Source organism: Mangrovitalea sediminis (genome assembly GCF_002514725.1).
Taxonomy (GTDB): domain Bacteria; phylum Pseudomonadota; class Gammaproteobacteria; order Pseudomonadales; family Oleiphilaceae; genus Mangrovitalea; species Mangrovitalea sediminis.
In genome coordinates, this window is the sequence record NZ_NTLB01000006.1 from 171,588 (window position 1) to 197,111 (window position 25,524).

A 25,524-nucleotide genomic window follows, 5' to 3' on the forward strand; every position below is an offset into this window, starting at 1 on the left:
AGTGGTTTTCGGTAAAAGGTCAAGTTAGCTGCCCACTGGCACAGAATGCCAACAGTTCACTGTAGCAATTATAACGACAAGATGAACATCCGTAGATGGAATAAGACGAAAGTGTTGCTGGGTATCAAAGGATAAACAAAAAGCCCCTCACAAGGAGGGGCTTTTTGTTTATTTGGCGGTGAGGGAGGGATTATTCGCCGCAACGCGGCTCACCCCTTCGGGGCCGTCGTCGCTATGCTCCGACGTTCCTTCGCCAGTCAAGCTGGCTCCGGTCGAACCCGCGAGGGTTCTTTCACCCTGCCCATCTCCTAATAAACAAAAAGCCCCTCACAAGGAGGGGCTTTTTGTTTATTTGGCGGTGAGGGAGGGATTCGAACCCTCGATACGTTGCCGTATACACACTTTCCAGGCGTGCTCCTTCAGCCACTCGGACACCTCACCTAAAACCTGGATTTCATGGTCTTGAGATCCAACGATTACTCAAGTATCACCATGAAAAGCATTCGATCTTTGGCGGACAACTATGCCCTGCCCCGTGAATGCGGGCGGAACTTTACTGGAGTTATGCGGTAAAAGCAACCGTCATTTGGCCCTGTAAATAATTCCCGGGTTGCATTGGACCATTTCGTATTTGTCCGGCAGGCCGTTCAGGGATTCTGAGGCTCCCAGAATCAGGTAGCCACCGGGATTCAGGGTCTGATGCATACGGGTCAGGATGTCGCGCTTCAGTTCGGCCGAGAAATAAATCAAGACGTTGCGACAGAATACGATGTCGAACTTACCGAGCATGTAACGTTCCAACAAGTTGAGTTCACGAAACTCAACCGCCTGCCGAATAGCGGGTTTAACCTGCCAGCTGCCATCGGCGACCGTATCGAAATACAGCTTCTGACGCTCAGCCGACAAGCCACGGCCGATGGCCAGCATCTCGTACTTTCCCTGCCGGGCGTTCTCCAGTACCGTCCGCGAAATGTCGGTCGCAATGATCTTGATATCTGAACGCAAACGCCCCGGCCGTGTTCGCCGGAACTCGTCGATGACCATGGAAATCGAATAGGGTTCCTGCCCGGTGGAGCAGGCAGCAGACCAGATCCGGAGCGGCTGCTGGCTTTTACGTTCGGCAAATTCCGGCAATATCTTTTCAGACAGGATGCGAAACGGGTGCGTATCACGAAACCATAGCGTCTCGTTTGTTGTCATCGCATCGATGACAACCTCACGCAACCCCCTCGGCGACGTCCGCAAGCGGGTTACCAGTTCACCAAGCGATCCAAGCCGGTGCTCCTCCATGATCTTTCGCAAACGGCTTTTAACCAGATACTGCTTATTGTCGCCTAGTAGAATACCGCAGGCATCCTGCAGAAACTCCTTAAAGGCTACATATTCTGACGGACTGATATCAGCGCTCATGAAGAACCATTACAGCCAGGGTCTTATCGACCAAAATCACGACTGACCATTATTGTCAATCACCTGCATGACGCGCTCAGCCAGTTCATCCGGATTGAACTTCGCCATAAAATCGTTTGCTCCAACCTTCTCAACCATCGCCTTGTTGAATACGCCGCTCAGCGACGTGTGCAGCATAATGTAGAGATCGGCAAGGAGCGGATCAGCTTTACACCGTGTCACCAGGGTGTAGCCGTCCATCTCCGGCATTTCGACATCGGAAATCATCAACGAGAGATGGTCCGTGATATTCGAACCGTCCGCCACCATCGACTGCAGCAATTCCAGCGCCTGCTTGCCGTCATTACTGGTGACGACTTCCAACCCGACAGCCTTCATGCAGCGCTCAACCTGGCGACGCGCCACCGAGGAGTCGTCAACCACCATAATCTTCATGGCTGACGCCTTCTCGCGGAAGTCATCGCGCATGACAGACTCGCTGACGTCCTCTCGCAGCGGAGAAACATCCGACAGGATTTTCTCCACATCGATAATTTCTATGATTTTTTCATCGATCTTGGTAACAGCCGTCAAATAGACGTCTTTACCTGTGCCCTTAGGCGGCGGAAGTATACTCTCCCAGTTCAGATTCACAATACGCTCAACGCCGTTCACCAGGAAACCCTGTGTCTTGCGGTTGTATTCGGTAATGATCACAAAACTGGTGGAAATTTCGCTATCGGGGATCGCCGGATGCCCAATCGCCATCCCCAGGTCGATGATAGGGATTGTTTCACCGCGAATATGGGCAACACCCCGGACGACGGGGTTACGTTGTGGAATGGCGGTCAGCCGCGGGCACTGCAGAACTTCTTTAACCTTGAATACGTTGATGCCATAAACCTGCCGCCCCTTCAAACGAAACAACAGTAATTCAAGCCGGTTCTGCCCCACCAGTTGGGTTCGTTGATTGACACTGTCCAGAACACCTGCCATGACCGTCTCACCTGCAGCACTAGCGGAATACCCTTCGCCTTGAACGAGAGCATTCCCGCGATGGAAAGATGTCCGAGCTCCAGCCCGGCATACTATTTGCTGCGCAATTACCCATACGAGGCTTTGCGCCAAAAAGACGACGCCGCTGGCTTCGTCCACAATTCCTTTCAAGCATAGGACATCTTTGCAGAAATGCGCACGCTCTGGCTACTTTCTGTCTCTCTGCTTCTGGCAACGTCAGGGATGTCCGCCTTCGCCGCCGCCAATGTCACAACGGCAGCGGATATTCGACAGGCCGCCACAAGCTTTCTGACTGACTACCAAAAACAGCAGTCAGAACAGGGACGCAAGGTCAGCTTCACCGTCGGTGTGGTCGATCCGCGTCTGCGTCTGGCGCCCTGCGATGAACCGTTAAGCTTCGACTTCGAGACAGACCCGCTGGCGGCAACCCGGGTGACGTTACAGGCAAAATGCCAAGGGAAACGGCCCTGGCGGCTCTACCTGAATGCATCCATCAAGATCAGGGCTCAGGCCTATGTAAGCCGCATTCCTTTGGCTCGCGGTACGCGCCTTTCCGCTGGGATGCTGGAAAAGCGGTTTGTCGTGATCAATCAGACGCAAAAAAGCATCTTCCAAAGTGCCACGGGTCTTATTGGCATGGACCTGATCCGGCCCATCAGCGCCGGCACCCTGATGACAGCTGATCTGCTGACTGTCCCCACCATCGTAGCCCGGGGGGATCGTGTTATTATTAACGCCAAAGTCGGCTCTATTGTTGTCAGCACGCGCGGTACGGCATTGATGCCTGGTCGCATGGGACAACAGATTCTGGTACGAAACGAGCGCTCCAGACGAACAGTTCAAGCGGTCGTTACCGGCCCGGAAGCCGTCATGGTCCCGATGTAACGCTGATGTCGTAAGGAAAGGCCTGGCAAAGCTTCAGTACCGATAGCCAGGGCCAAGCAAGGATTGAACCATCCGGCGGCAATAGCATTCCGGCGAAAATGAAAAAGGCGGCAACAGGTTTCCGCCTTCATTATGCGCTAAAGTTTTTGCGGGAACTGCCGATACACAACTGAGTCATCGTATTCTTCAAGCAGGATAGTGCTATGTCAGTAGACATCAACGGTATCAATAGCGGCCAGATCAATCCTCAGCGCAACGGCAATCGTGCCGAGCAGAGCAATGGCAAAGCCGTAAGCACGCCCACTCCCCAAGAGCAGGCCAAGGTAGCGGCATCCACGCCCAACGCCAGCGAAAACGTCAGCCTCAGCTCTCGTGCCAAAGGCCTGAAACAGACGGAGCAACGCCTGAAGGAATACCCTGAAGTCGATGACACCAAGGTCGATGCCATTCGGACGGCACTACAAAACGGTTCCTTCAAAGTCGACGCACAAAAATTGGCCCAAAAAATGCTGGAGAACGATAACAGCATTTTTGGGTGATTGGTGATGAGCGACAATATTGAAGACCTGAAAAAACGACTGATCGGTGACGCACAAGACCTCAAAGCTCTGAAGGCAATCATAGAGCAGGAGAAAATCCTGCTCTCAGAAAACCGGGTCAGCGAACTCGAACCGCTGACGAACCAAAAGAGCGAGTTGCTCAGCCGCATCCGCGAAAGTGCCCGGCAAAAAATCCACCTGCTGGTTCAGATCGGCTTCAGACCGGATCAGGGCGAGCCCTCAAAATTCATCCAGTCTCTCGGCGATGCGGCGCTCCTGGCACACTGGCAAGACGCGCATCAGGCCTTGGTCGACTGCCAATTCCACAATGAAGTCAACGGCCGCATCGTTTCTCACCTGCAGCGACGCGTCAGCCGTCTTTCGGATATTATTCGCGGAAAGGATCTTCAGCCTGCCCTGTACGGAGCATCAGGCAAGCAACAGCGTATGGGGGGCGGACAGGTGCTGGCCAGTGCCTGAGGCACTGACCAGCCATATCCAAGGAAAGGACCAACAGAATTCGACTCAGTGAGTCTTGACGACAAAATGGGAATCGGCGCTGAACTGAATATTGCTCACCGTGATGGAGCCCATAATAGGATCCGTCGTCGCTGCACCGGCTGGTCGAATATTCTGGATGCTCACCTGATCAATAGTCGCTGGAAGCGCCATATTGATACTCCCGTCCGCCAGGAACTGGTAGCGCGGGCGAGTGTCGTCGTAGTGCACTCCCTGAATCGCTACTTGAGCATCCAGCATATTGAAAACGGGCATAAAGGTACGCGCAACCGCCTTGGCCGTTTCAACACTGTCCGGCTGTGAATCGCCCTTCGCCATACTTTCGACCTTTTGGATCTGACTCAGGAACTGATCCACGCCCTGCCCCGAAACCTGCCCCAATTCGCTATCGCTCATCGGCTTGAGACCGGCGAACTGCTGTTCGCTGGTCGTCGGGATCGGCGTAGCAGCAGCCGGGGTCGTTGCAGCAAAAGCAACCAGAGGCTGAAGCGGCGTCGCCACTACGGCAGCGAATGCGGCAGCGTAGCGGTAACGTTTCTGATGGCGCAACGCACGATTGATTTCGCGCTGGGTTACCCAACCACTGGAAACTAGGATCTCACCCAAACGCTGGCCAGAGGCACGTTGTTGGCCTAGAGCGAACGAAAGTTGCGACTCGTTAATATACCCGCGGTTGACCAGCAACCGACCGAGTCGTGATTTTTCGACCTGGCTAGCACTGATGGACACGATTATTCTCCGTTGTGGAATTATGTAGTATCACCCGACAACAATAATGGAATCCCGCAGCCACTCTGTACAGATAATAACCATTTTGATTCGTTAAAAATTGTTAGCGGATCGTTCCAGAAGGTTTCTCCATCAAGGTATTAGCCGTTGAAGCAACAATATAGAAACAATCTGCTATGATCTCCGCGTTCCGACATCCAATAACATCGACCAGGGAGAGTTTTCCTTTGCGCCTTCGTCATCTGGCATTCCTACTCGCCTTCGTTTCCTCCTTCGCTTTCGCCGCGCCAGCGCCTAACCCCGTCAGCGTAAAAATGGTGACCAACTATGGCGCCATCAATATCCTGTTGCGCCCTGATGCGTCGCCGAAAACCGTTGCCAATTTTCTGGCCTATGTGAAGTCCGGTTTTTATAGCGGCACCATCTTTCACCGCGTCATACCCGGCTTCATGATTCAGGGTGGCGGTTTCACCGCGGGCTTGGCTCGCAAATCCACAGGCCAGCCGGTCGTCAACGAATCCAACAACGGCCTGCACAACGATCGCGGAACCATCGCCATGGCCCGCCTGCCGGATCCGGATTCGGCAACATCACAATTTTTCATCAACCTCAGGGATAACCGTTACCTGGATGGCAGTCCTGGCCGCCCGGGATACACGGTATTTGGACAGGTCACCGAAGGTATGGGCGTTGTCGATGCGATTGCCGGTGTCGCAACCCATAGCATCCACGGCCTGCAGAATGTACCGGAAAAGCCGGTCATTATTCAGTCCATCAGCATCATCAAAGACGCCAAGCACACCCCCTAAACGATCGCTATGAGTTTGCGCCCTCCTGCCATTGAAACTGCGGAGTTAGACTGGAATGACCATGGCGGCCCGGTTTCGCGCCGCCATGGTGACGTTTATTTCAGTGTCGAAGACGGCTTGGCGGAAACGCGCTATGTCTTCCTGGCAGCCAACAGACTCGCCGAGCGCTTTGCGACGCTGGGGTCCGGCCCGAACCATCTTACAATCGCGGAGACCGGATTCGGAACCGGGCTGAATTTCCTGGCGGCCTGGGACTGCTGGCGACAGCATGCTCCCCAAACGCATAGCGTCCTGCACTACATCTCTTTTGAACGATACCCCCTGACACGCGAAGATCTCCGTCGAGCCCTGTCCGCCTGGCCAACGCTCGAAGAATTCGCCGACGCGCTCGTCGCGCAATATCCACCACCGGTTCGCGGGGCACATCGGCTGGTGTTCGATGAAGGGCGTGTCAGGCTGACCCTTTTTCAGGGCGATGCCCTCGAGGGGCTCGAAAAGCTCAACTTCTTTGCCGATGCCTGGTTTCTCGATGGCTTTGCCCCAGCCTGCAACCCGGACCTTTGGGCAGACGGCCTCCTATCCGAAGTTGCCCGCCATAGCCGTGCAGGGACCACCTTCAGCACCTTTACGGCGGCTGGCCATGTGCGACGAGCCCTGGCCGGTGTTGGATTCCAGGTCGAAAAAGTACCGGGATTTGGCCGCAAACGGGAAATGCTGCGCGGCACCAATGGTGCGCCGGCCCCGCAAAAACCCGAGACATTGACTCACGTAACGCTGATCGGCGCAGGCATGGCCGGTAGCCTGCTGGCAGCCAACCTTGCGAGCCGAGGAATAAGAGTAACCGTTATCGATCACAGTCCAGCGCCGGCGACTGGAGCTTCCGGAAATGCTCAAGGGGCTCTCTATGTGAAACTGGGCGTCGACTGCAATGCTCAAACCCGCTTGGCGATGCACGGCCTCCTGCACAGCCAGCGCACCTTTGATAGCCCTTACTTCGGCGCCCCGGAGATCCGACCTTTCTGGCACCGCTGCGGTCTGCTCCAGCTGGCATCTACAGCGGCGGAACAACAGCGTCAGCAAAGCTTTATCGCCCGTAACGACTACCCCAGCAGCCTGGTTGAGGCCGTCTCGGCGGCAGAGGCTTCCGAGAAAGCCAAACTGGACATAGGCTATCCCGGCCTGTGGTTTCCTGCCAACGGGTGGGTCTCTCCGCCAATCTTGTGCCATTACTGCCTCGAACACCCTTTGATCGACTTTATCGGCGAAGCCAATGTTGACGGGCTCAGCTTCCGGGAAGGTGGAGGCTGGCAAATCACGATGCAAGGAAAGGTCACTCGGGACGCCGATGTGGTTGTCCTTTGCGCCGGCATCGCACTATCGGCATTGATCCCTGAAACCTATAAACCGATACGCGTGAAGCCGATACGGGGGCAGATAACCGCCCTCCCAGCACAACAACTCACCGGACCGCAATGCGTGGTATGCGCCGACGGCTACGTCAATCCAAGCGACGGTGAACGGATACTGATCGGAGCCACCTTTGATCTCCATGACAGTACCCCATCGGTATTGGACAGCAGCCGCCAGGAAAATCTGAAACGCATCTCAGCGTGGCTGCCCGGGCTACACCCAGACCTGGTAAGCCTATCCGGTGACACCGCTGATCGCGTCTCCTTCCGCGCCACCACTACAGATTATCAACCGCTGGCGGGTCCTTTAAGCCGCAACCCTTCAAGCACAGAGCAACACACAACGGAACAGTCGCTGTTCTGCTTTGGCGGTTTGGGCAGCAAAGGTCTGGCGTTAGCCCCGCTCCTGGCGGAATGGCTGGCAGATCGCCTGAGCCGGCAGCCGGAATGCCTCGAATCCGATCTGATCAAACGGATTTTGCCGTCACGCTTTCATTAAAAGACCTATTACTCAACCATTCCCGTTGAGTTTTCCTTCGCGTAGCCGATAGTGTTATTTATACAACGATGAGCGATCTCTCAGCTTTTGGGATCGTGCTTCTACGGTGATACGGCAACCCGAAAACGTTTTGCCGCATGGGTAGGCCGCGCGGGAGAAGAACAGATGTCCATCTATGTTTCAGAGCCTGGACGCCCGGTTCATACAAGACTGCCGGAAGAACTTCGTCGGCGCAAAGTCACCGATCCGGACGAACTGAACGCACTTACACCAGTGAGAGAGGACAAAACATCACCGCTGGCAAACGAAATGGAGCGCCAGTCATTACTGGCCAAGAAAGCCGTAGCGGAATATCGAAACGATACCTCTGACGAACCGGAAGCACAGAAACCCTATCTCCCGGTTGATCGCATCATGTCTCACCGACTGCTATCACTCCCAGCCACAAGCACACTGGGCGAGGCATTGAAGGAAATGGAGAGCCACGGAGTTCACCATCTTGTCATCGAATCTACAGATGGCGTGGCCGGCCTGATCGATATGCGCTGGCTTCTGCAGCGACTGGTCGGCAAACCCGCCGAAGACACAACAATGCCCCTGCTGTCCCAGCAACTACCGGTTTTCCTGTCCGCTACGCCGGACACCGATGCCCATGAACTGGCTCGCCAAATGCTGGCCAATCAGCTGAATGCCGCCTTGGTCATCAGTATACAGGGACGCCCGGAAGGGGTTATCACCAGCTCCGATTACTTGCGTCTCTATGCGGAATCCCATCAACACGAGGAAACGGCCTGATATTTCGGCCACTCCCTCCAGACAACGGGCAGATCTCAAGGCTTCGTCAGTTCTGTACCATCGAGCTTGTAGGTGCGAATCTGATAGGTGTAGGGTCCCACGCCATCAGCGCCCTGACGGACCAATGCCACCAGTTTGCGCCCGTTGTACAGCCCCAGGGCAACCACCCGCTCGTCGATACCATCATCCTGCTGCAAACGCCATGTCTCGCTGATCGTTCCCCGCGTGCTGTTATCCAGCTCGGCCAATATCAGATCCTGGTGCTGAGCCGTGACGCCATCCTGGAATGAACCACCAGTGTCGATGTAGCCCCCGATGAAGGCCGTTTCACCGTGGGGCACGATAGCCGTCAGATGAATATTCGCCAATGCGTTGCTGTCACTGAGTGTTGTCACTCCCAGCAGGGCACGGGACGTACTGTACGTGGCCACAAAACCATTCAGGGCATTCGAGATCGTCGGCGGGTCCTGGAACTGGTTGTTGGAGGCAGCCACATAGTTGGCGTATCCATCACCAATCACCCAAAGCTGCTGCCCGGTACCGAAAGCGGCGGCTTTCACAAGGTCGTCCTGACTGGTGCCAAACTGATAGATTTTGGGTGTATCAGCGGGCGACGACAGGTTTTCGAAGAAGCCATCAACGCCACCGTAGGGGCCATTGTTATCCTGAGTAGCCAGATACCCCGAGGTCGTACCCACCGGATAGACATTCGTGCCCAACGGAAGCAAGGCCGCCAGGGTTTCATCCGTCGAGGTACCGAGCAAGGTACTCCAGGTCGTGCTTCCCACCGTGCTGCCATTGTTCAATAGTTCCAGGAAGATATCGTTGCCGCCCTTTGGCGTAACGCCTCCCCAGGAACCCGTTGTCTCCCCGCCAAGGTAGACGTTGTTGTTGGCGTCCAAACCAATAGAGGTGAGCGTATCATTCGCACTGGAACCGCTCTGGTAGGACCATTCATTCGTATAGGTGCTCGCAGAGTCGTCACGCTTCAGTAGACTCACTGCAACGTCAGTACCACCACTCTGAGTGAATGACGAACCAATCGCTGTATCGGTAGAAAAACCTATCGCCAATTCACGACGGCTTATGGAGGTTGAGGAGCTTACTTTTATTGATTTCGAGCCATAGGCAAGCCGGACATTGGTTTGGTTGCCGGGGAACGACAAAGCTGATGGCTGCAGTTCAGTTGACGTCTGATCCACCCCAGTCCGATCATACATCTTTAGATTGAGCTTTCCGCCGTCAGCGCCCCCCAAAAAGACATGTCCACTGTCTCCCACCGCCATCGACTCAGGTTCAAAACCGCCGCTCGAACCGACCTGTGTTCGACTTAGCCATTCGTTCACATAGATATCAATATACGCGTTCGTGCCGGCGCCTGCGAAATTGGAGCGGCCAAACCCCAGAAACATGTCAGGAAAAACCGTTAGCAAACGATCATCAATAAAAGACCCACTCGACGACAATGGGTTCTTGATGGCAACCTTGAAATTGACATCCTGAAGACCAGCAGGGAAAACCAACTTGTTATAAGGTAGCGGCTGGCCCGTTGCATCTTCGAAACTATAGTCCGACGCAGATAATGTCGTTGTAGTATCAGCCCCCAAGTAAACACTGGTATCCACCGTCTGCGCCGCACTCAAGTGCGCCGTATATTCAGCAGACGTCCCCTTTGACACGTAGTCACTCGTCGTGGAAAACGTCACTGTAGGCTCATTGTCTTGGATAGTGATAACATCACTATCTTGTCCCCCATCACTCGTTGAGAAGGACGCCAGCCCCTGCCGAACTTCCGTTAGGTTAAGGGAAAAAGTCTCCGGAAGCTCCGCAAAATCATCATCGGTAACCTCAAGTCGGATGTAACAGGTACTCTTACCTGCCGGGATCGTCAACAATCCAGATAGCTGGTCCGCATTGTAGCTAAGATAGGAAGGCGTCGAAGGCAGTGTTCCTGTAGAGGCGACAACATCCCTTTTAAGCTGTGCAAACTGGCGATTGGTATCTGAGAACTCACAGCCCCTATCTTGAGGCTGTCCGGGCGGATGTGGGGTAGCCCCCTGCTTACACGCCTTATAATTGTATTTACTTGTTAGTTGGAAGGCGACGGCGACTGGCTCGACAGAAGGTTTCGTCAAAGTGACAGGGATAACGATTGGATAGGTTTTGAACGTTTTCTGTGTAAGACCTATCGCCGCGCCACTGCTGTCATAGGTGGTAATCCCTGTATCCGTGAGCGTACCGGTAACATCCGTCGCAGGCATGTCACAGTTAGTCGTGGCGTTTTTGGACGACGTGGTACTAGCTGGCTCGTAGGCCTTTCCTTCTGTCACTGTCGTCGTCGGGCTCAAACTCAGGGCATTCCATTTGACCTGCACATTGAACGTCGATCCACCCAGCAAAGAGCCGTCAGTGGCGTAGATACCAATATTCTTGAACTGCCCCAGGTCAGCCGATCCCAGCCTGCCGCCGGTAATGCCCGGAACCCCGTGCAGGATGATGCCGGGTCTTACCTTGTTGGTTGTATTCTCAAGGGCCATCCAGGAAGGGGCATTGGATAGCGAATAGGTCAACAGGTTATCGCCGCCATAGGCGCCGAAATCGTAGTAGTAATCCACCCCCAGATAGGCGACCGTCGAAGGCAGCCCCAAAATGGTCGGGGTATCCGCACTTTGCTGTTTTTTACAACCTGCCAGCGTAAGGCTGAGCAGGAAGAGAAAGCACAGGCGTTGGAACGTCAGGGTCGACCGCATGAAAAAATCCATTTCCGCCGCAATATTATTTTGTTACATCTCTTTACAGACCGGACAATGGTAGTCAATTTCACGGTTCGGCAACCTGCACGAGTTCTCAGATTAACGTTCGCACCCGCAACTGACCGGTGATTCCGGCCTGTCCGGCCAGATCCTGACAAACCTCAACCGGCAAGTTCGGCGAGCAATGCAAGGAAACCCTGCTCATCGACGACACGGATCCCCAACGATTCCGCCTTGGTCAGCTTGGAGCCCGCCGCTTCGCCCGCAACGACACAGCTCGTCTTGGCCGATACGCTGCCGGACACTTTGGCGCCCAGGGCTTCCAGGCGCGCCTTGGCCTCATCGCGGGTCATCGTCTGCAAGGTCCCCGTCAACACATAGGTTTGGCCCGCCAGCGGTCTTTCAGCAGGGCGGGTTTCCGGTGCCTGCCAGTGCACACCCCTCTCGATCAGCGCCTCGATGGTCTCGAGGTTGTGGGGTTGCCGGAAAAAGCTGTGCACATGGCCCGCAACGATCGGCCCCACATCATTGACCAGCTGCAGTCGTTCCAAATCAGCCTCCTGCAAGGCTTTCAAGTCGCCGAAATCCTGCGCTAGCGCCTTGGCTGTCGCCTCTCCGACTTCCCGGATACCCAGCGCATAAATAAAACGCCACAACTCCGGTCGACGGGAACCGTCGATGGCCTGAATCAGGTTCGTCGCCGACTTTTGCCCCATCCGCTCAAGACCGGCAACCTGATCCTCCCGCAGGACATACAGGTCGGCAACAGAGGAAATCAAACCTTCGTCCACCAGCAATTCCACCAACCGGTCACCCAAACCCTCGATGTCCATCGCCCGACGGGACGCAAAGTGCTTGATCGCCTCCTTGCGCTGGGCGGCACAGTAGAGTCCGCCAGTACAGCGGGCAACCGCCTCCCCTTCCACCTGCAGCACATCAGAGCCACAAACAGGGCAGGACGTCGGCAGTTCAACCACGGTCGCATCGGCTGGCCGCCGCTCCGGAATCACCTTGACGACCTGGGGGATCACGTCTCCCGCACGACGGACGATCACCGCGTCGCCACGATGCAGATCCAGGCGATGGATCTCATCCATGTTGTGAAGCGTCGCGTTGCTCACTGTCACGCCACCAACGAACACGGGCTCAAGCCGGGCAACCGGCGTGACAGCACCCGTCCTGCCAACCTGGAACTCGACGTCGCGAACGACCGTCATCACTTCCTGCGCCGGAAACTTATAGGCGATGGCCCAACGCGGGGCGCGCGAGATAAATCCCAACTGGTTCTGCAAGTCCAATCGATTGACTTTGAAAACGATGCCATCGATCTCATAGGGCAGATCGTCCCGTTTCTCCATCATCTCCCGGTAGTAGTCGAGGCAACCTTTAATGCCCCGGGTAACGCGCATCTCGGGGTTAATGCGAAACCCCCATTGCTGCACCTGCTCCAGCATCCCCGACTGGGTATCCGGTAAATGGCTCGCATCGGCAACGGCCACAGAATAAGCACAAAACTCCAGGGGGCGCCGCGCCGTCACACTGGGATCCTTTTGCCGCAGGCTACCTGCCGCGGCATTTCGCGGATTAACGAAGGTCTTCTCGCCCGCGTTGGTCAGCATATTGTTAAGGCGCTCGAAACCCGCCTTCGGCATGTAGACCTCCCCCCGCACTTCCAGTTTCTCAGGGAAATGTTCGCCGCGAAGTTTAAGGGGAATGGAGGGCAAGGTACGTACATTGGCGGTGATATCTTCGCCTGCATACCCATCGCCCCTTGTGGCGCCATAGACCAGCCGACCGTGTTCGTAGCGCAGGCTTAAAGCCAGGCCATCCAGCTTGGGTTCACAATCGTATTCAACGGTTTCTTCCGACGCCAGGCGCTCCCGCACCCGTCGGTCGAAATCGTCCATTTCCTCGTCACTGAACGCGTTATCCAGCGACAGCATGGGTATTTCATGGCGAACCTCGGCGAAGCTCGTCATGGTGGTCGACGCACCAACACGTTGCGTCGGGGAGTCTGCCGTTACCAACGCCGGATTTGCGGCTTCCAGCGCTATCAGTTCGCGCATCAGGCGATCATATTCGACATCCGGTACCGAGGGATCGTCGAGCACATAGTAGTGATAGTTGTATTCATCGATGAGTTCCCGCAGAGCGGCTAGACGCTTTTCGACGGCAGCTTGATCGGTCATGCGAAGTCCTGGAATTCTTCAATCAGGGAGGCGCCCGCAAGGCGGGCAACAGGAAAGGTTTTCAGCCGCCCGGGAAAGGCGGCGGTGCGGATCGGTCAGACCCGCACAGAACGGCGCTTGCGTTCGAACTCGCGAATCCGTTGTCGACAGTGCTCAATGGTTTGCGGCGTCATCACACTACGGCGTTCGTCCTTGAGCTCTCCGCCCAGGTTGCGAACGACCACTTGAGCGGTTTCCAGCATGAACTCAAATGCCGTCAATGGGTCACGAGGACCGGGCAAACCCATGAAGAAGCTGATACCCGGCGTTGACAGCTGGGCCATACGATCCGCTTCGAAGGTGCCGGGCTCAACGGCATTGGCCACACTGAACTGGACGGGGCTGGTCGTATCCGGCTCCTCGTGGCGATGGTAGATATTCATATCCCCATACTCCAGGCCACAGGCCTCGAATACGCGAATCAGCGCAGGGCCGCTAAACTCTTCGCCCCCCCGACTGTGGACGTTGATGATAATCACTTCCTGAGCGACAGGTCGGTTGGACCCAGCCAGTGGGCGGCTGGACGACGCCGGCGCAGCCGCCTTGACGTCCTCTTGAGAAGGTTTTGTCGAATCCGCTGCTGAACCCGGGATTTCGGGAATACTTCCCTTAATCTCAGGCTGAGATGCCTCAGAGAGTTCCTGGTCGCCTTGTTCCAGCTCGACCGATACGGATGTCACCTCCGGCTCAACAGGAAACGCTTCATCCCCTCGTCCCCACTCGCCCGACGGCGACTCCGCCAGGATACCCGCATCACCCTCGTCACGTGATGCAATAAGCGGCACCTCGACATCGGCTGAGGCAGTAGCATCGTCCGACCCAAGCTCCGAGCCGGTGTCAACCACACGGCGGGTGGGCTTCAACGGACGGTTATCCCGCATCCGCTGCTGCCGCATCCGCGCCTTGAGCTGCTCCGCAGTTTCACCCGCCAGCGCCCTGGCGCCGCCGTTGGGCAGCTCCGGGTTATACTCTTCATCGATCGGGGACGCGTCCAGATCGTCAGCCCCCATGCCTCGCGATATTTCCAGCGAATCCCGACGCGCGCGCCAGACCCTGCGCAGACCGTCAACGACGATCCCCACCAGGATGAGCACACCTACAATAATCATCCACTCTCGCAGCGACATATCTCGGTCCTGTAACTGCAGCATGCTGGCCTGATTCAAGACGGCTGCGACCGTCCTCCATCATCCTGCGCATAACTCTAAGCAATGCCCGTCAGTAATACAACGCGATTACTTACCAACAGGCGGCTTTCGGGCTCATGTGTCAACAACTCGACGGCGTCCTCACCTGACCGACGCCGAGACCACTCTACTCGGATGGCTCCGGATTCAGACAGCCGCCAGTGCCGCAGCCTCTTCCACATCCACCGACACCAGACGGGAAACTCCCGGCTCGTGCATGGTGACACCCATCAACTGATCGGCCATTTCCATCGCGATCTTGTTGTGGGTGATATAGATGAACTGCAAGTGTTGCGACATTTCCTTGACCATCGTCGCGTAGCGGCCGACGTTGGCATCATCCAGAGGCGCATCCACCTCATCCAACATACAGAAAGGCGCCGGATTGAGACGGAAGATCGAAAACACCAGTGCAATGGCCGTCAGGGCCTTTTCGCCCCCCGACAACAAATGGATCGTACTGTTCTTCTTGCCGGGCGGGCGAGCCATGATCGTCACTCCCGTCTCCAGGAGGTCCTCGCCTGTCAGCTCCAGATAAGCGCTGCCGCCGCCAAAGACCTTGGGAAAGAGCGACTGCAAACCACCATTCACTTCATCAAAGGTTTCCTTGAAGCGCTGACGAGTCTCGCGATCGATCTTACGGATGGCCGATTCCAGTGTCTCAAGCGCTTCAGTGAGATCCGCATGCTGTTCGTCCAGATACCGTTTACGCTCGCCCTGAACCCGGTATTCGTCGATGGCCGCCAGGTTGATGGCACCAAGGCGCTGAACACGCTGTGCCAGCCGCTCCAGTTCCGCCTCCCACGTTTCGACTTCTGCCTCTGCCGGCATGGTCTCCAGCACCGCCTTGAGCTGGACATCCAGTTCCGTCAGTTGCTCCAGGATATTGGTACTGCGGATTTCCAGGGCCTGGACTTCCATTTTGAGCGCCTGCTGGCGATCGCGGGTGCCCTGAATCGCCTGCTCTGCCTGTGAACGTGCCTGATCCAACTCGCGGACCTGACGGTCCAGCTCTTCCAGCGCATCGCGGGCCGTCGCCAGTCGATCCTCTTCCATCAAGCGCCGTTCCAACAACCCTTCCAGCTCGAGCGCAAGATCCTCGATCGGCGCCTGCGCGCCTTCACGGCCCTCTTGTAACACGGCGACGCGTTCGTCCAGGCGCTCGCGCTGCAGACTCATACGGTCCCGCGTCTGACGCAGTCCGTCACGCTGATTCGCCAGTGCCTGCACCTGTAACTGCAGCTGATGAGCATGATCGCGGCTATGGCGCGCTTGCTGACGCAAGTCATCGAGTTGACTTCGGATGTCGTCACGCTCGCGCAAAAGGCCTTCCTTGTCATCGGCATTCGAGGCCATACCTGCCATTGCCTCGTCCCAGATCCCGCGGGCCTCAGCCAGCCTCTCTTCCTCGAGCAACAACTGTTCAGCCACTTCTTCGAGGTCATCCTGAATGCGCCCCAAACGGACTTCTATCTGCTCAGCCCGAGCCTCCAGCGCACCCAGTCTGGATTGGGCCGTACTGACTCGCTGCTCGCTGTCACTCAGCTGGCGGCGCTGCTCGTCCCGTCGCAACTCCAGGCCCCGAACCTGCTCCCTGGCCTGTTCGACACCAGCCTCCATTGCACTGACTGAACCCTGTAGCTCCGCCAGCAACTGTTCGAGTTCCGCCACCATTTTTTGGCGCTCGATCACACCAGTATGACCGGCTTCCGTCGTCGGCATACGCAGCCAATTCCGGCCCAGCCAGACACCTTCCGGAGTAATCAGACTGGCATCTTCGGCCAGAGTCTCACGACGTTTTAAGGCTTCCGCCAAACTGCCGACTGTGATGACCGAGGACAGCAGCGCAGAAAGAGCACCCGCATTGCCGACACAGGCTGCCAGCGAGTCCGGAGAGCCTTCCTGGCTCTCAACATCCGTGATCAGGGCCAGCCCTGCCGGCGCAGACGCCAACAGGCTTTCATCCAGGGATGAGCCATCATCCAGAGCCGTCCCCTGCAGCCAGGGTCCCAACACGGTTTCAACAGCCTTCGACCAACCGTCGCGAACCTCCAGTCGTTGCGCCAACCTCGGGCGAGATTGCCAACCAGCCCGTTCCAACCAGTTCATCAAGGCTTCGTTGGTGTCACCCAACTGCTCTTCCAACAGCGCCTTTTGCGAGGCCAGGCGCCCCTTGAGCTCCTCCCGCCGTTCGCGGGCCTCCGCCAAAGCGTGTTCGTCCTCAATCAGGTGCTGCCGCGCCGCCTGGAGATCATCGCCCAATTGGTCGATTTCCGCCTGGGCCTGCTCGCGTTCGTCACGCGCCAATTCCAGGGATTCACGCAGTTCCGCCAACTCTTCGCGATCGATCTGATCACGCAGTAACTCCGACTCCTCGCGGAGTCGATTTTGCCGATCCTGCAACCGTCGAACCGTTTCTTCACCACTGCGGATACGGGACTGCTCCACCTCAGCCTGCTGGCGAACATCTGCAGCGCGTTGGCTGAACTGCTCCCAACGTTGCTGCCAATCACCCATGCGCTGCTCGGCCTGGGCCAGACGTTCCGTGTAATCTTCAGCGGTTTCGCGTTGGATTTCGAGTTCCGGCCTCAGCTCTTCCAGCTCGGCTTCGACCTCGGACAGTCGGAGCTCATCCTGCTCCAGCTCCCGGTCCAGCTCCCGCTGATTGGACAGCGCCTGCTCCAGCTCGACAGCCATCTGCCGAACCCGTTCTTTCTGATGCTGCAGACTCTGTTCCACACGAGCGATATCAGCACCGGCTTCATAGAAACGGGCCTGCGCACGGTTGAAGTGTTCGTTGCGCTCCTGGTGTTCATCACGCAGCCCTTCGAGACGTGTTTCCACGGAAATACGTTCAGTCAGGCCTTTTTCCAACGTCAGTTCCAGCTCTCGCAATTGAACCCGCTGCCGCTGTAATTCATTGTCCAGCGCCTGCCAGCGCAGCGCCGCGAGTTCGGCCTTTTTCTGGCGTTCGTCCTGCTTATAGGTCTTGTACTTCTCTGCGGCCTGGGCCTGACGCTCGAGATGGTTCAACTGACGTTCGAGTTCCTCACGAAGATCATTGAGCCGTTCGAGGTTTTCCCGCGTTCGCCGCATACGGCTTTCGGTTTCCTTGCGGCGCTCCTTATACTTGGAGATACCGGCAGCTTCTTCGATATAGATGCGCAGTTCTTCCGGCTTAGCCTCGATCAGCCGCGAGATCATGCCTTGCTCGATGATGGCGTAACTGCGAGGCCCCAGGCCGGTACCCAGGAAAAGGTCGGTGATATCCCGACGGCGACAACGGGTATTATTGAGGAAATAGTCCGACTGGGCATCGCGGGATACCCGCCGTTTTACAGAGATCTCTGCATAACTGGCATATTCGCCCGGCGCCGAGCCATCGCTATTATCGAACACCAGTTCGATAGAGGCCTGCCCCACCGGCTTGCGGGCATTGGAGCCATTGAAGATGACATCGGTCATCGACTCGCCGCGCAGATGCTTGGCGGAACTCTCCCCCATAACCCAGCGAACCGCATCGATAATATTCGACTTACCGCAGCCGTTGGGACCGACTATCGCCGACATATTGGTAGGAAAAGGAACGGTCGTCGGATCGACGAAAGATTTGAAACCGGCCAGTTTAATGGATTTCAATCGCATGGTTCAGGCCATCACCCACACAGACTTCAGGAAGCCAGCGACGGCGCGACGGCACCGTTTTCAGCGTTCAGCATCTCAAGGACGACCTGCTTCTGGTGCTCCCCGAAATCCCTTATCGCTGCCTCGATTCCGTCAGCATCACGGCTCTGCGCCGTGTCCATCAATCGCCGGAAAAACGTCTTCGTCTGCTCCATCTCGCCGCGATACCGCTGCATCGCCAGGAAATAGGTACGACTGATGGCCGGGCGAAAGTTTTCCAACGTTTCTTCCAGATAGGGATTTCCGACGATAGGGTAACAAAGCCGCATCACTTCCAGACCCGAGTCGATAATGTCTTCGATGGGTCTGTCTTCGGAGTCAGCCAGCTTGCGCAAGCGCTGCACCTGTTGAATCAGCGGCACCAGCTGCGTCCCGCTCCATCGCACGACGACCTCCCGAGCCAGCATAATCAGGAGATTGATATAGATGTCATAAAGACTGACCACCAATTCAGCAGTCAACCCAGAAACAACCGCACCTTTGCGAGGAAATATCTGAATCAGGTGGCGGCGCTCAAGAATCAGTAGTGCCTCACGGACCGAGCCCCGACTGACATCCAGTTCACCCGCAATTTTCAGCTCCTGAATGCGCTCGCCAGGCTTTAATTCCCCCATGACAATACGACGCCCCAAATGTTGGGCGATTTGTTCTGACAGACTTTCCGGTGCCTGGAATCTCATGCCGCGCTTTATGTGCCTCCGTGAATGCCGACGAATTCTAGCACAGCGGTAAAAGGCGGAGAAATTAACGCCTTCACTTTTTGGTTGGCAGCCTGCAGTTCTTCTCCGACACCGACGACGCTCCTGCCAGCCACTGCCAAAAATTTGCCGCTTTCAGCGACACCCTCACCAAAATGCACCGAAAATATCGCATAACACAATGACAAAAATAGCTTTTTATTAAAAATGGCACAAATTCCGCTTGGTACTCAATCATTCCATGCGGAGTACCGGAGCCATTTCCATGTCCAAGCAACCCCAACAGGCCGACACCGTGGATCTCAAAAAGGCAAGGCTGATGGCAAACTACGAGCAGATTTCCCAGCGCTGGCAGGAGACCAATGACGTCTTCATTCGTCTGTGCCGGCGCCTGCAAACTACATTGGAGATGGATCCCCTACTCGATATCTTTGCCGAGGAGGTCGCCACCGTGATCTCTTTCGACAGCCTGAACTATCAACACGAAAGCCAGGGAACCCACTTCGTCTATACCGTAGGTTTCGGCGGACGCCATCGGTGCGAGTATGGCCTGACGTTGGAGGGTGAACCCTTCGGCACCCTGACACTGAATCGACGTCAGCGCTTTGCTGAGCAGGAACTCTCGCTGCTCGAAGACCTGCTCGGCCTACTTGTCATGTCGTTGCGCAATGCCTGGCGCTATCACAGCATGCAACAGGCCGCACTGACCGACGCGGCCACCGGACTGGGCAACCGCAGACTTCTTTATCAGGAGATGGAGCGGGAAATTCACCGAGCTCAGCGTCACGGCAGCCACTTTTCGCTAATCCTCTGCGATCTGGACCACTTCAAGCGCATCAATGACAGCTACGGACACATGGCGGGCGACATGGTGCTGCTGCAAATCGCCGGTCTGATGAGGCAGTCGGTACGCAGCAGCGATGCATGTTTCCGTTTCGGCGGTGAGGAGTTCGCCGTTCTCCTGCCCCAGACCCCCTTGCGGGAAACCGTGCAAGTGGCGCAGCGACTATCACAGAATATCGATCAGCATGCCTTTGACATCGGTGGCAGTACGATTAAAGCGACAGTCAGCCTTGGCGTTACAGCCTACGCAGCCGACCAAAAGGCGGAGGACCTCATTGAGCGGGCGGACCGCGCGCTATATGAAGCCAAGCGTCGCGGCCGCAATCAGGTCGTCAGCGACCCCCTGGAGTAACGGTTATTCAGGCCGCCGGCGACGTCCGGCGGGTCTAGACGGCGGCTTTCTCGAAGGACGGGATGACGCATTCGATGAACGCGCCTTCCCCTTGCCAGGCGGTTTTTTCGGGATGGGTGCAGGCTCCAGACCGGCCGCCCGGCTGAGGATATCGACCGACTTCTGGTCCAGTTCCTCCCAGCGACCCAGCGTGATCCGGCTTGCCAGCAGGATCGGCCCATAACGAACGCGCTTGAGCCGGCTGACCTTGACGCCTTGCGACTCCCAAAGCCGACGCACCTCCCGGTTACGCCCCTCCAGCAGGGTCACATGGAACCAGCGATTCATGCCACTCCCGCCAGCCTCCGAAATGTCCGAGAAACTGGCCATGCCATCTTCCAGCAACACGCCCTCACGCAGGCGCTGAAGCATGTCATCGTCCACCTCGCCAAAGATACGCACGGCGTATTCACGGTCGATTTGCTGTGACGGGTGCATCAGGCGGTTCGCCAACTCACCATCGGTAGTGAACATCAGCAGCCCCATGGTGTTGATATCCAGGCGACCGATGGAAACCCAACGCTGCCCCTTCAGCCGGGGCAACCGATCGAACACCGTTGGGCGTCCCTCCGGGTCCCGTCGTGTGGTCACCTCACCTTCGGGCTTGTTATAGACAATGACCCGACGCTCAGGCGCGATCGCGATGCCGATTTCGACCACCTTTCCGTCTACAACAACACGATCCTGATCAGTAACTTTCTGCCCCAGGGTGGCCGGCTCGCCGTTGACGGTCACCCGCCCTTCGGTAATCCAGCCTTCAATATCCCGTCGCGAGCCCACACCCACTCTCGCCAATACTTTCTGTAGACGTTCCGGCTCGACCGGTGCCACCGGACGCGACTCTTCCGGCAGACGACGCGGCCTGCTGTCGCTAGCCGCCTGCGCGCCTCGAGGGGCATTGGGACGCGAAGTACGGGGACCTGATCGATGACTCATGTAAACAGCAACTCCTGATGGACAGACGGACTGGGTGTAAAAACAGCTGAAAGACGACTAGTGAAGTGTCTCACCGGTATCGTCGTCAACCTCGTCAAGGCGTTCGGTATCTTCGAAGGGAATTTCAGCCTGCAGCCGCTCTTCGACTTCACGACTGATCTCTTCCAGATCGCGAACCTCCGACAGTGGAGGCAACTGATCCAGACTCGCCAGATTGAAATAGTCGAGAAATTGGCGGGTGGTTGCATACATGGCCGGTCGCCCCGGCACATCCCGATGACCAACCACCCGAATCCACTCGCGCTCCTGCAGTGTGCGAATGATATTGCTACTCACAGCCACACCACGAATGTCTTCGATATCACCTCGCGTAATCGGCTGCCGGTAGGCAATCAGCGCCAGGGTTTCCAGCAGGGCCCGCGAGTAGCGCTGCGGCCTTTCCTCCCAGAGACGGCCAACCCAGGAGGCGTACTCTTCACGCACCTGAAAGCGATATCCACTGGCCACACGCTTCAAGGCATATCCCCGGCCTTCGCAGTCCCGGTCAATCAGACTCAGCACATGCTCTACAGCCTGGCGCGTCGGACGCTCATTTTCGTCGAACAAGCCGCAGAGGCGTTCTATGTCGAGCGGTTTTGGCGAAGCCAGTAAAGCGGCCTCGACGATATTTCGCACTTTCAGCAATCGTTCTTCGTTCATGCTCTATCCGGACTCAATCGACAGCCCGCGCTCGCAGATGGATTGGACCGAACACATCCGCCTGGACGAGATCGACCAACTGTTCCTTGACCAGTTCCAGCATAGCCAGAAACGTCACCACCACGCCCAAACGCCCTTCCTCAAGACGGAATAACGATTCGAACGCCACAAAACGATCTCCGGTCAACTCCCCGAGAATGTAGGACATACGCTCCCGGGTCGACAACTTTTCCCGCTCCACATGGTGACTGGTAAACATATCGGCACGCTGCAGGACATCCCGCAACGCAATCAACATTTCGCGCAGATCCACATCAGGATGTATACGACCCTGTGGCAGCGGCGGCACTTCGGCGGTTCCTACAAAATTATCCCGATCGATCCGGGGCAGCTCGTCCATGGATTCAGCCGCCCTCTTGAAACGCTCATACTGTTGAAGACGTCGGATAAGCTCGGCGCGGGGGTCGAGCTCCTCGTCGTCGACACTCTCCTGGCGCGGCAGCAACATGCGCGATTTGATTTCCGCCAGGGTCGCCGCCATCAGGAGGTATTCAGCCGCCAGCTCAAAACGCATGGCTTCCATCAGCGCGATGTATTCCATGTACTGATGGGTTATCTCGCTGACATCGATATCCAGAATATCCATATTCTGGCGACGAATCAGATACAACAGTAAATCGAGGGGGCCTTCGAACGCTTCCAGAAACACTTCAAGGGCGTTCGGGGGGATATACAGGTCCTGCGGCAGCTCAACGATTGGCTGACCAGCTACCCGCGCAAACGGCATCTCCGTCTGGACAGCCGCTTCCGGTTGCGGTGTCGCTTCCGGCGTCTCTGGCGCGACCTGCTCCCCCGGCTCCGTCATCGGTAGCTGAGTCCCATTGCACGCCGCACTTCATCCAACGTATCCCGAGCCGCGGCACGCGCCTGCTCGCAACCTTCCTCGATAATGGAGCGGACCAGCTCCGGATTGCCTTCATATTCCGCCGCACGCTCGTGCAGAATCTTCTGCTCGGCCACAATGGCGTCGATCAACGGCTTTTTACAATCCAGGCAGCCAATGCCCGCGCTGCGGCAGCCCTGCTGCACCCACTCTTTGGTGTCATCCTGCGAGTAAACCTTATGCAGCCCCCAAACGGGGCAACGCTCCGGCTCACCCGGATCGGTACGCCGTACCCGCGCAGGATCGGTTTGCATCGTGCGAACTTTCTGGGAAACACTGTCCGGGTCTTCACGCAGGGCGATAGTATTGCCGTAGGACTTCGACATTTTCTGTCCATCCAGCCCGGGCATTTTCGATTCCGGCGTCAGCAGAGGCTGCGGTTCCGGCAGGATCACCTTGCCGCCGCCCTCAATGTAGCCGTACAGTCGCTCGCTATCGCCCAGGGACAGGTTCTGCTGTTCCTTGAGTAAGGCTCGCGCCGTTTCCAGGGCATCCTGATCGCCCTGCTCCTGATAACGGCGGCGCAACTCCCGATACATCTTGCCGTTTTTCTTGCCCATTTTGCCGATAGCCGCTTCCGCCTGTTCTTCGAAACCGGGCTCGCGGCCATACAGGTGATTGAAACGACGCGCCACTTCACGGGTGATTTCCACATGGGAAACCTGATCGGCGCCCACGGGTACGCGACCCGCGCGGTAAATGAGGATATCGGCACTCTGTAGCAACGGATAACCCAGGAATCCGTATGTCGCCAGGTCCTTTTCCTTGAGTTTTTCCTGCTGGTCCTTGTAGGTCGGCACCCGTTCCAACCACCCTAAAGGCGTAATCATGGACAGCAACAGGTGCAGCTCCGCATGCTCGGGCACCTTGGACTGGATGAAAATGGTCGCCGACCCCGGATTGACGCCCGCCGCCAGCCAGTCGATCACCATATCCCAGACACTCTGCTCGATAATGCGGGGGTCTTCGTACTGAGTGGTCAACGCGTGCCAGTCGGCAACGAAAAAGAAACACTCATACTCGTGCTGAAGCTTGACCCAGTTTTTCAGGACACCATGGTAATGGCCCAGGTGCAGCTTGCCTGTCGGACGCATGCCTGACAACACGCGCTGCTGAGAATCGACCGAACTCAAAGCGGACTCCTTGATGCTACCGTTTCAGAGTGATGAAAGCGGCGATTATAAACCCGCGGCGGTCCCGGTTCACGCACCGATTCCCCCGCGACGAAATATCCGGGTTCAGGCCCCTGTTCAGGACAGCGGCGCTGCCCCCACCTGAATCCGACGTGCAACGCCGGTAAAGGCAAAATCAACCTCAGGAATCTTGCCGTCGATAATATCTGCAATCGATCGCGCAGACCCGCAGGAATGCGTCCAGCCCAAGGTACCGTGCCCCGTATTCAGGAATAAGTTGGATAAACGGCTACGGCCGATGTAGGGGACGTTGGAAGGCGTCGTGGGGCGCAGTCCTGTCCAGAACTCCGCCTGTTGCCAATCACCCCCCTGGGGGAAAATCTCCGATGCACGGCGGACGATAGCCTGACAACGCTTGCGGTTCAGGTCGACTCCATACCCATTCAGTTCCGCCGTCCCCGCGATGCGTAAGCGATTCCCCAAGCGGGAATAGACCAGCTTGAACTCGTCGTCGGTCAAACTGACCTGATAAGCGTTCTCCTCCTGCTTGACCGGCACGGTAACCGAATAACCTTTCGCCGGATAGATGTTCAGATGAACCCCCAGCGGTCGTGCAATCAGAGGACTGAAGCTCCCCAAGCTCAGAACATAGGCATCGCCCTTGACCACCTGATGTCCGCCATCGACGATCACTCGGACACCATCCACCCTGTCACCCAGGCGATCGAGACCTACAATCTGAGTCCCGAAACGGAATTCCGCCCCGGCTTCCGCGGCCAGGGATGCGAGCTCCCGCGTAAATTTCCTGGCGTCGCCGGACTCGTCGGCCTCGGTGTAGGTTGCTCCGGCAATCTGCCGCTCGATTCCCTTGAGAGACGGTTCCAGCCGAACGGCCTCCTGCGCGTCCACCACACGGCGATCGCAACCGAACTCCCGCATCAGCCGCGCAGGCTCCAACGCACCTTCGAACTCTTGAGGATTGGTGTAGAAGTGCAGGATACCCCGTTCCAAATGGTCGTATTCGATACCGGTATCGCGGCGCAGGGCCTGCAGCGTTTCGCGGCTGTAGGTGCCCAGATTGAGCATCTGAATAATATTATGGCGGGTTCGTGCCGCCCGGCATTCCATCAGAAAACGCAGTCCCCAGCGCCACTGGGCCGGATCGGCCCGCAACCGGAACAGCAGCGGCGCATCCTCATGGAACAGCCATTTGAGGACTTTCAGAGGGGCTGAGGGATTGGCCCAAGGCTCGGCATGGGAGACCGAAATCTGCCCACCGTTCGCGTAACTGGTTTCCTGGGCGGGGCCTGTCTGACGATCCAAAACCGTTACCTGATGTCCGGCCTTCTGCAGAAACCAGGCCGTGGTTGTTCCAACGACCCCCGCACCCAGCACCACAACATGCATTACAGACCTCCTTGAGGTGAGCAGCGCTACTC

Annotated in this window: 20 protein-coding genes, 1 tRNA gene and 1 other RNA gene; 7 read left to right on the plus strand and 15 right to left on the minus strand. The window is 56.9% G+C overall.

The annotated features are described in order from the left end of the window. Window positions 1-173: 173 nt before the first annotated feature. The 4 genes from CLR77_RS15845 to CLR77_RS15860 form a co-directional block, all read right to left on the minus strand. Window positions 174-316, minus strand: a non-coding RNA gene (locus tag CLR77_RS15845) — RtT sRNA. 37 nt (window positions 317-353) lie between these two features. Then, a tRNA-Ser gene (locus CLR77_RS15850) sits at window positions 354-441 on the minus strand. 141 nt (window positions 442-582) lie between these two features. Then, window positions 583-1,410, minus strand: a complete 828-nt coding sequence (locus tag CLR77_RS15855; RefSeq protein WP_097461659.1) for a CheR family methyltransferase — start codon at window positions 1,408-1,410, stop codon at window positions 583-585. Window positions 1,411-1,446: 36 nt separating this feature from the next. Next, window positions 1,447-2,385, minus strand: a complete 939-nt coding sequence (locus CLR77_RS15860) for a chemotaxis protein CheV (RefSeq protein WP_097461661.1) — start codon at window positions 2,383-2,385, stop codon at window positions 1,447-1,449. A gap of 192 nt (window positions 2,386-2,577) precedes the next feature. Here CLR77_RS15860 and flgA point away from each other — a divergent pair, with 192 nt between their 5' ends. The 3 genes from flgA to CLR77_RS15875 all read left to right on the plus strand — a co-directional run bounded on the left by flgA (window position 2,578) and on the right by CLR77_RS15875 (window position 4,310). Continuing rightward, window positions 2,578-3,291 (plus strand): flagellar basal body P-ring formation chaperone FlgA, encoded by a 714-nt coding sequence (gene flgA, locus CLR77_RS15865; protein ID WP_097461663.1) that lies wholly within the window; start codon window positions 2,578-2,580, stop codon window positions 3,289-3,291. 203 nt (window positions 3,292-3,494) lie between these two features. Beyond that, complete coding sequence (gene flgM / locus CLR77_RS15870) at window positions 3,495-3,830, plus strand: flagellar biosynthesis anti-sigma factor FlgM (protein ID WP_097461664.1); 336 nt, start codon at window positions 3,495-3,497, stop codon at window positions 3,828-3,830. Window positions 3,831-3,836: 6 nt separating this feature from the next. Continuing rightward, on the plus strand, window positions 3,837-4,310 hold the full coding sequence (locus CLR77_RS15875; protein ID WP_097461666.1) for a flagella synthesis protein FlgN: 474 nt from the start codon (window positions 3,837-3,839) through the stop codon (window positions 4,308-4,310). Between the two features lie 45 nt (window positions 4,311-4,355). Here the strand turns inward: CLR77_RS15875 and CLR77_RS15880 are convergent, their stop codons facing one another. Then, entirely contained in the window at window positions 4,356-5,078 is a 723-nt protein-coding gene (locus CLR77_RS15880; protein ID WP_097461668.1) for a pilus assembly protein PilB, read from the minus strand. Between the two features lie 176 nt (window positions 5,079-5,254). Between CLR77_RS15880 and CLR77_RS15885 the strand changes: the two genes are divergently transcribed. The 3 genes from CLR77_RS15885 to CLR77_RS15895 all read left to right on the plus strand — a co-directional run bounded on the left by CLR77_RS15885 (window position 5,255) and on the right by CLR77_RS15895 (window position 8,590). Then, on the plus strand, window positions 5,255-5,887 hold the full coding sequence (locus CLR77_RS15885) for a peptidylprolyl isomerase (protein WP_097461669.1): 633 nt from the start codon (window positions 5,255-5,257) through the stop codon (window positions 5,885-5,887). A gap of 9 nt (window positions 5,888-5,896) precedes the next feature. Then, entirely contained in the window at window positions 5,897-7,795 is a 1,899-nt protein-coding gene (mnmC, locus tag CLR77_RS15890; protein WP_097461671.1) for a bifunctional tRNA (5-methylaminomethyl-2-thiouridine)(34)-methyltransferase MnmD/FAD-dependent 5-carboxymethylaminomethyl-2-thiouridine(34) oxidoreductase MnmC, read from the plus strand. Window positions 7,796-7,960: 165 nt separating this feature from the next. Beyond that, window positions 7,961-8,590, plus strand: coding sequence for a CBS domain-containing protein (locus CLR77_RS15895; protein WP_097461673.1), 630 nt, complete (start codon window positions 7,961-7,963; stop codon window positions 8,588-8,590). 35 nt (window positions 8,591-8,625) lie between these two features. Here CLR77_RS15895 and CLR77_RS15900 read toward each other — a convergent pair whose 3' ends face one another. From CLR77_RS15900 to CLR77_RS15920, 5 genes are all read right to left on the minus strand, one after another. Beyond that, window positions 8,626-11,340 (minus strand): hypothetical protein, encoded by a 2,715-nt coding sequence (locus CLR77_RS15900; protein WP_143269429.1) that lies wholly within the window; start codon window positions 11,338-11,340, stop codon window positions 8,626-8,628. 164 nt (window positions 11,341-11,504) lie between these two features. After that, on the minus strand, window positions 11,505-13,532 hold the full coding sequence (gene ligA / locus CLR77_RS15905; protein ID WP_097461677.1) for an NAD-dependent DNA ligase LigA: 2,028 nt from the start codon (window positions 13,530-13,532) through the stop codon (window positions 11,505-11,507). Window positions 13,533-13,627: 95 nt separating this feature from the next. Further along, window positions 13,628-14,698 (minus strand): cell division protein ZipA, encoded by a 1,071-nt coding sequence (zipA, locus tag CLR77_RS15910; protein ID WP_097461911.1) that lies wholly within the window; start codon window positions 14,696-14,698, stop codon window positions 13,628-13,630. A gap of 207 nt (window positions 14,699-14,905) precedes the next feature. Further along, window positions 14,906-18,403 (minus strand): chromosome segregation protein SMC, encoded by a 3,498-nt coding sequence (smc, locus tag CLR77_RS15915; protein ID WP_097461678.1) that lies wholly within the window; start codon window positions 18,401-18,403, stop codon window positions 14,906-14,908. Between the two features lie 26 nt (window positions 18,404-18,429). Next, window positions 18,430-19,122 (minus strand): GntR family transcriptional regulator, encoded by a 693-nt coding sequence (locus CLR77_RS15920; protein WP_097461680.1) that lies wholly within the window; start codon window positions 19,120-19,122, stop codon window positions 18,430-18,432. A gap of 283 nt (window positions 19,123-19,405) precedes the next feature. Between CLR77_RS15920 and CLR77_RS15925 the strand changes: the two genes are divergently transcribed. Beyond that, window positions 19,406-20,335 carry a GGDEF domain-containing protein gene (locus CLR77_RS15925; RefSeq protein WP_158227225.1) on the plus strand — a complete coding sequence of 310 codons (930 nt, stop codon included), beginning with the start codon at window positions 19,406-19,408 and terminating at the stop codon, window positions 20,333-20,335. Window positions 20,336-20,338: 3 nt separating this feature from the next. Here CLR77_RS15925 and rluB read toward each other — a convergent pair whose 3' ends face one another. The 5 genes from rluB to CLR77_RS15950 form a co-directional block, all read right to left on the minus strand. After that, window positions 20,339-21,310, minus strand: a complete 972-nt coding sequence (rluB, locus tag CLR77_RS15930; protein ID WP_097461682.1) for a 23S rRNA pseudouridine(2605) synthase RluB — start codon at window positions 21,308-21,310, stop codon at window positions 20,339-20,341. 57 nt (window positions 21,311-21,367) lie between these two features. After that, a complete protein-coding gene (gene scpB / locus CLR77_RS15935; RefSeq protein WP_097461684.1) occupies window positions 21,368-22,009 on the minus strand; it encodes an SMC-Scp complex subunit ScpB in 642 nt (213 codons plus the stop codon). Between the two features lie 13 nt (window positions 22,010-22,022). Beyond that, window positions 22,023-22,874, minus strand: coding sequence for a segregation and condensation protein A (locus tag CLR77_RS15940; RefSeq protein ID WP_097461686.1), 852 nt, complete (start codon window positions 22,872-22,874; stop codon window positions 22,023-22,025). After that, window positions 22,871-24,085, minus strand: coding sequence for a tryptophan--tRNA ligase (locus CLR77_RS15945; RefSeq protein WP_198962798.1), 1,215 nt, complete (start codon window positions 24,083-24,085; stop codon window positions 22,871-22,873). Before CLR77_RS15945 ends, CLR77_RS15940 begins: the two co-directional genes overlap by 4 nt. Window positions 24,086-24,202: 117 nt before the next feature. Continuing rightward, window positions 24,203-25,492 (minus strand): D-amino acid dehydrogenase, encoded by a 1,290-nt coding sequence (locus tag CLR77_RS15950; protein ID WP_097461688.1) that lies wholly within the window; start codon window positions 25,490-25,492, stop codon window positions 24,203-24,205. Window positions 25,493-25,524: the final 32 nt, after the last annotated feature.

Excerpts from the sequence above, each read along its gene's own strand:
- smc (WP_097461678.1), bottom strand. The coding sequence starts at position 18,403 with ATGCGATTGAAATCCATTAAACTGGCCGGTTTCAAATCTTTCGTCGAT.
- CLR77_RS15940 (WP_097461686.1), bottom strand. The coding sequence starts at position 22,874 with ATGACGGAGCCGGGGGAGCAGGTCGCGCCAGAGACGCCGGAAGCGACA.
- ligA (WP_097461677.1), bottom strand. The coding sequence starts at position 13,532 with ATGACCGATCAAGCTGCCGTCGAAAAGCGTCTAGCCGCTCTGCGGGAA.
- CLR77_RS15925 (WP_158227225.1), top strand. The coding sequence starts at position 19,406 with ATGTCCAAGCAACCCCAACAGGCCGACACCGTGGATCTCAAAAAGGCA.
- mnmC (WP_097461671.1), top strand. The coding sequence starts at position 5,897 with ATGAGTTTGCGCCCTCCTGCCATTGAAACTGCGGAGTTAGACTGGAAT.
- CLR77_RS15900 (WP_143269429.1), bottom strand. The coding sequence starts at position 11,340 with ATGCGGTCGACCCTGACGTTCCAACGCCTGTGCTTTCTCTTCCTGCTC.
- CLR77_RS15855 (WP_097461659.1), bottom strand. The coding sequence starts at position 1,410 with ATGAGCGCTGATATCAGTCCGTCAGAATATGTAGCCTTTAAGGAGTTT.
- flgM (WP_097461664.1), top strand. The coding sequence starts at position 3,495 with ATGTCAGTAGACATCAACGGTATCAATAGCGGCCAGATCAATCCTCAG.
- CLR77_RS15895 (WP_097461673.1), top strand. The coding sequence starts at position 7,961 with ATGTCCATCTATGTTTCAGAGCCTGGACGCCCGGTTCATACAAGACTG.
- flgA (WP_097461663.1), top strand. The coding sequence starts at position 2,578 with ATGCGCACGCTCTGGCTACTTTCTGTCTCTCTGCTTCTGGCAACGTCA.
- CLR77_RS15860 (WP_097461661.1), bottom strand. The coding sequence starts at position 2,385 with ATGGCAGGTGTTCTGGACAGTGTCAATCAACGAACCCAACTGGTGGGG.
- rluB (WP_097461682.1), bottom strand. The coding sequence starts at position 21,310 with ATGAGTCATCGATCAGGTCCCCGTACTTCGCGTCCCAATGCCCCTCGA.
- CLR77_RS15920 (WP_097461680.1), bottom strand. The coding sequence starts at position 19,122 with ATGAGATTCCAGGCACCGGAAAGTCTGTCAGAACAAATCGCCCAACAT.
- CLR77_RS15950 (WP_097461688.1), bottom strand. The coding sequence starts at position 25,492 with ATGCATGTTGTGGTGCTGGGTGCGGGGGTCGTTGGAACAACCACGGCC.
- CLR77_RS15885 (WP_097461669.1), top strand. The coding sequence starts at position 5,255 with ATGATCTCCGCGTTCCGACATCCAATAACATCGACCAGGGAGAGTTTT.
- zipA (WP_097461911.1), bottom strand. The coding sequence starts at position 14,698 with ATGTCGCTGCGAGAGTGGATGATTATTGTAGGTGTGCTCATCCTGGTG.
- CLR77_RS15875 (WP_097461666.1), top strand. The coding sequence starts at position 3,837 with ATGAGCGACAATATTGAAGACCTGAAAAAACGACTGATCGGTGACGCA.
- scpB (WP_097461684.1), bottom strand. The coding sequence starts at position 22,009 with ATGAACGAAGAACGATTGCTGAAAGTGCGAAATATCGTCGAGGCCGCT.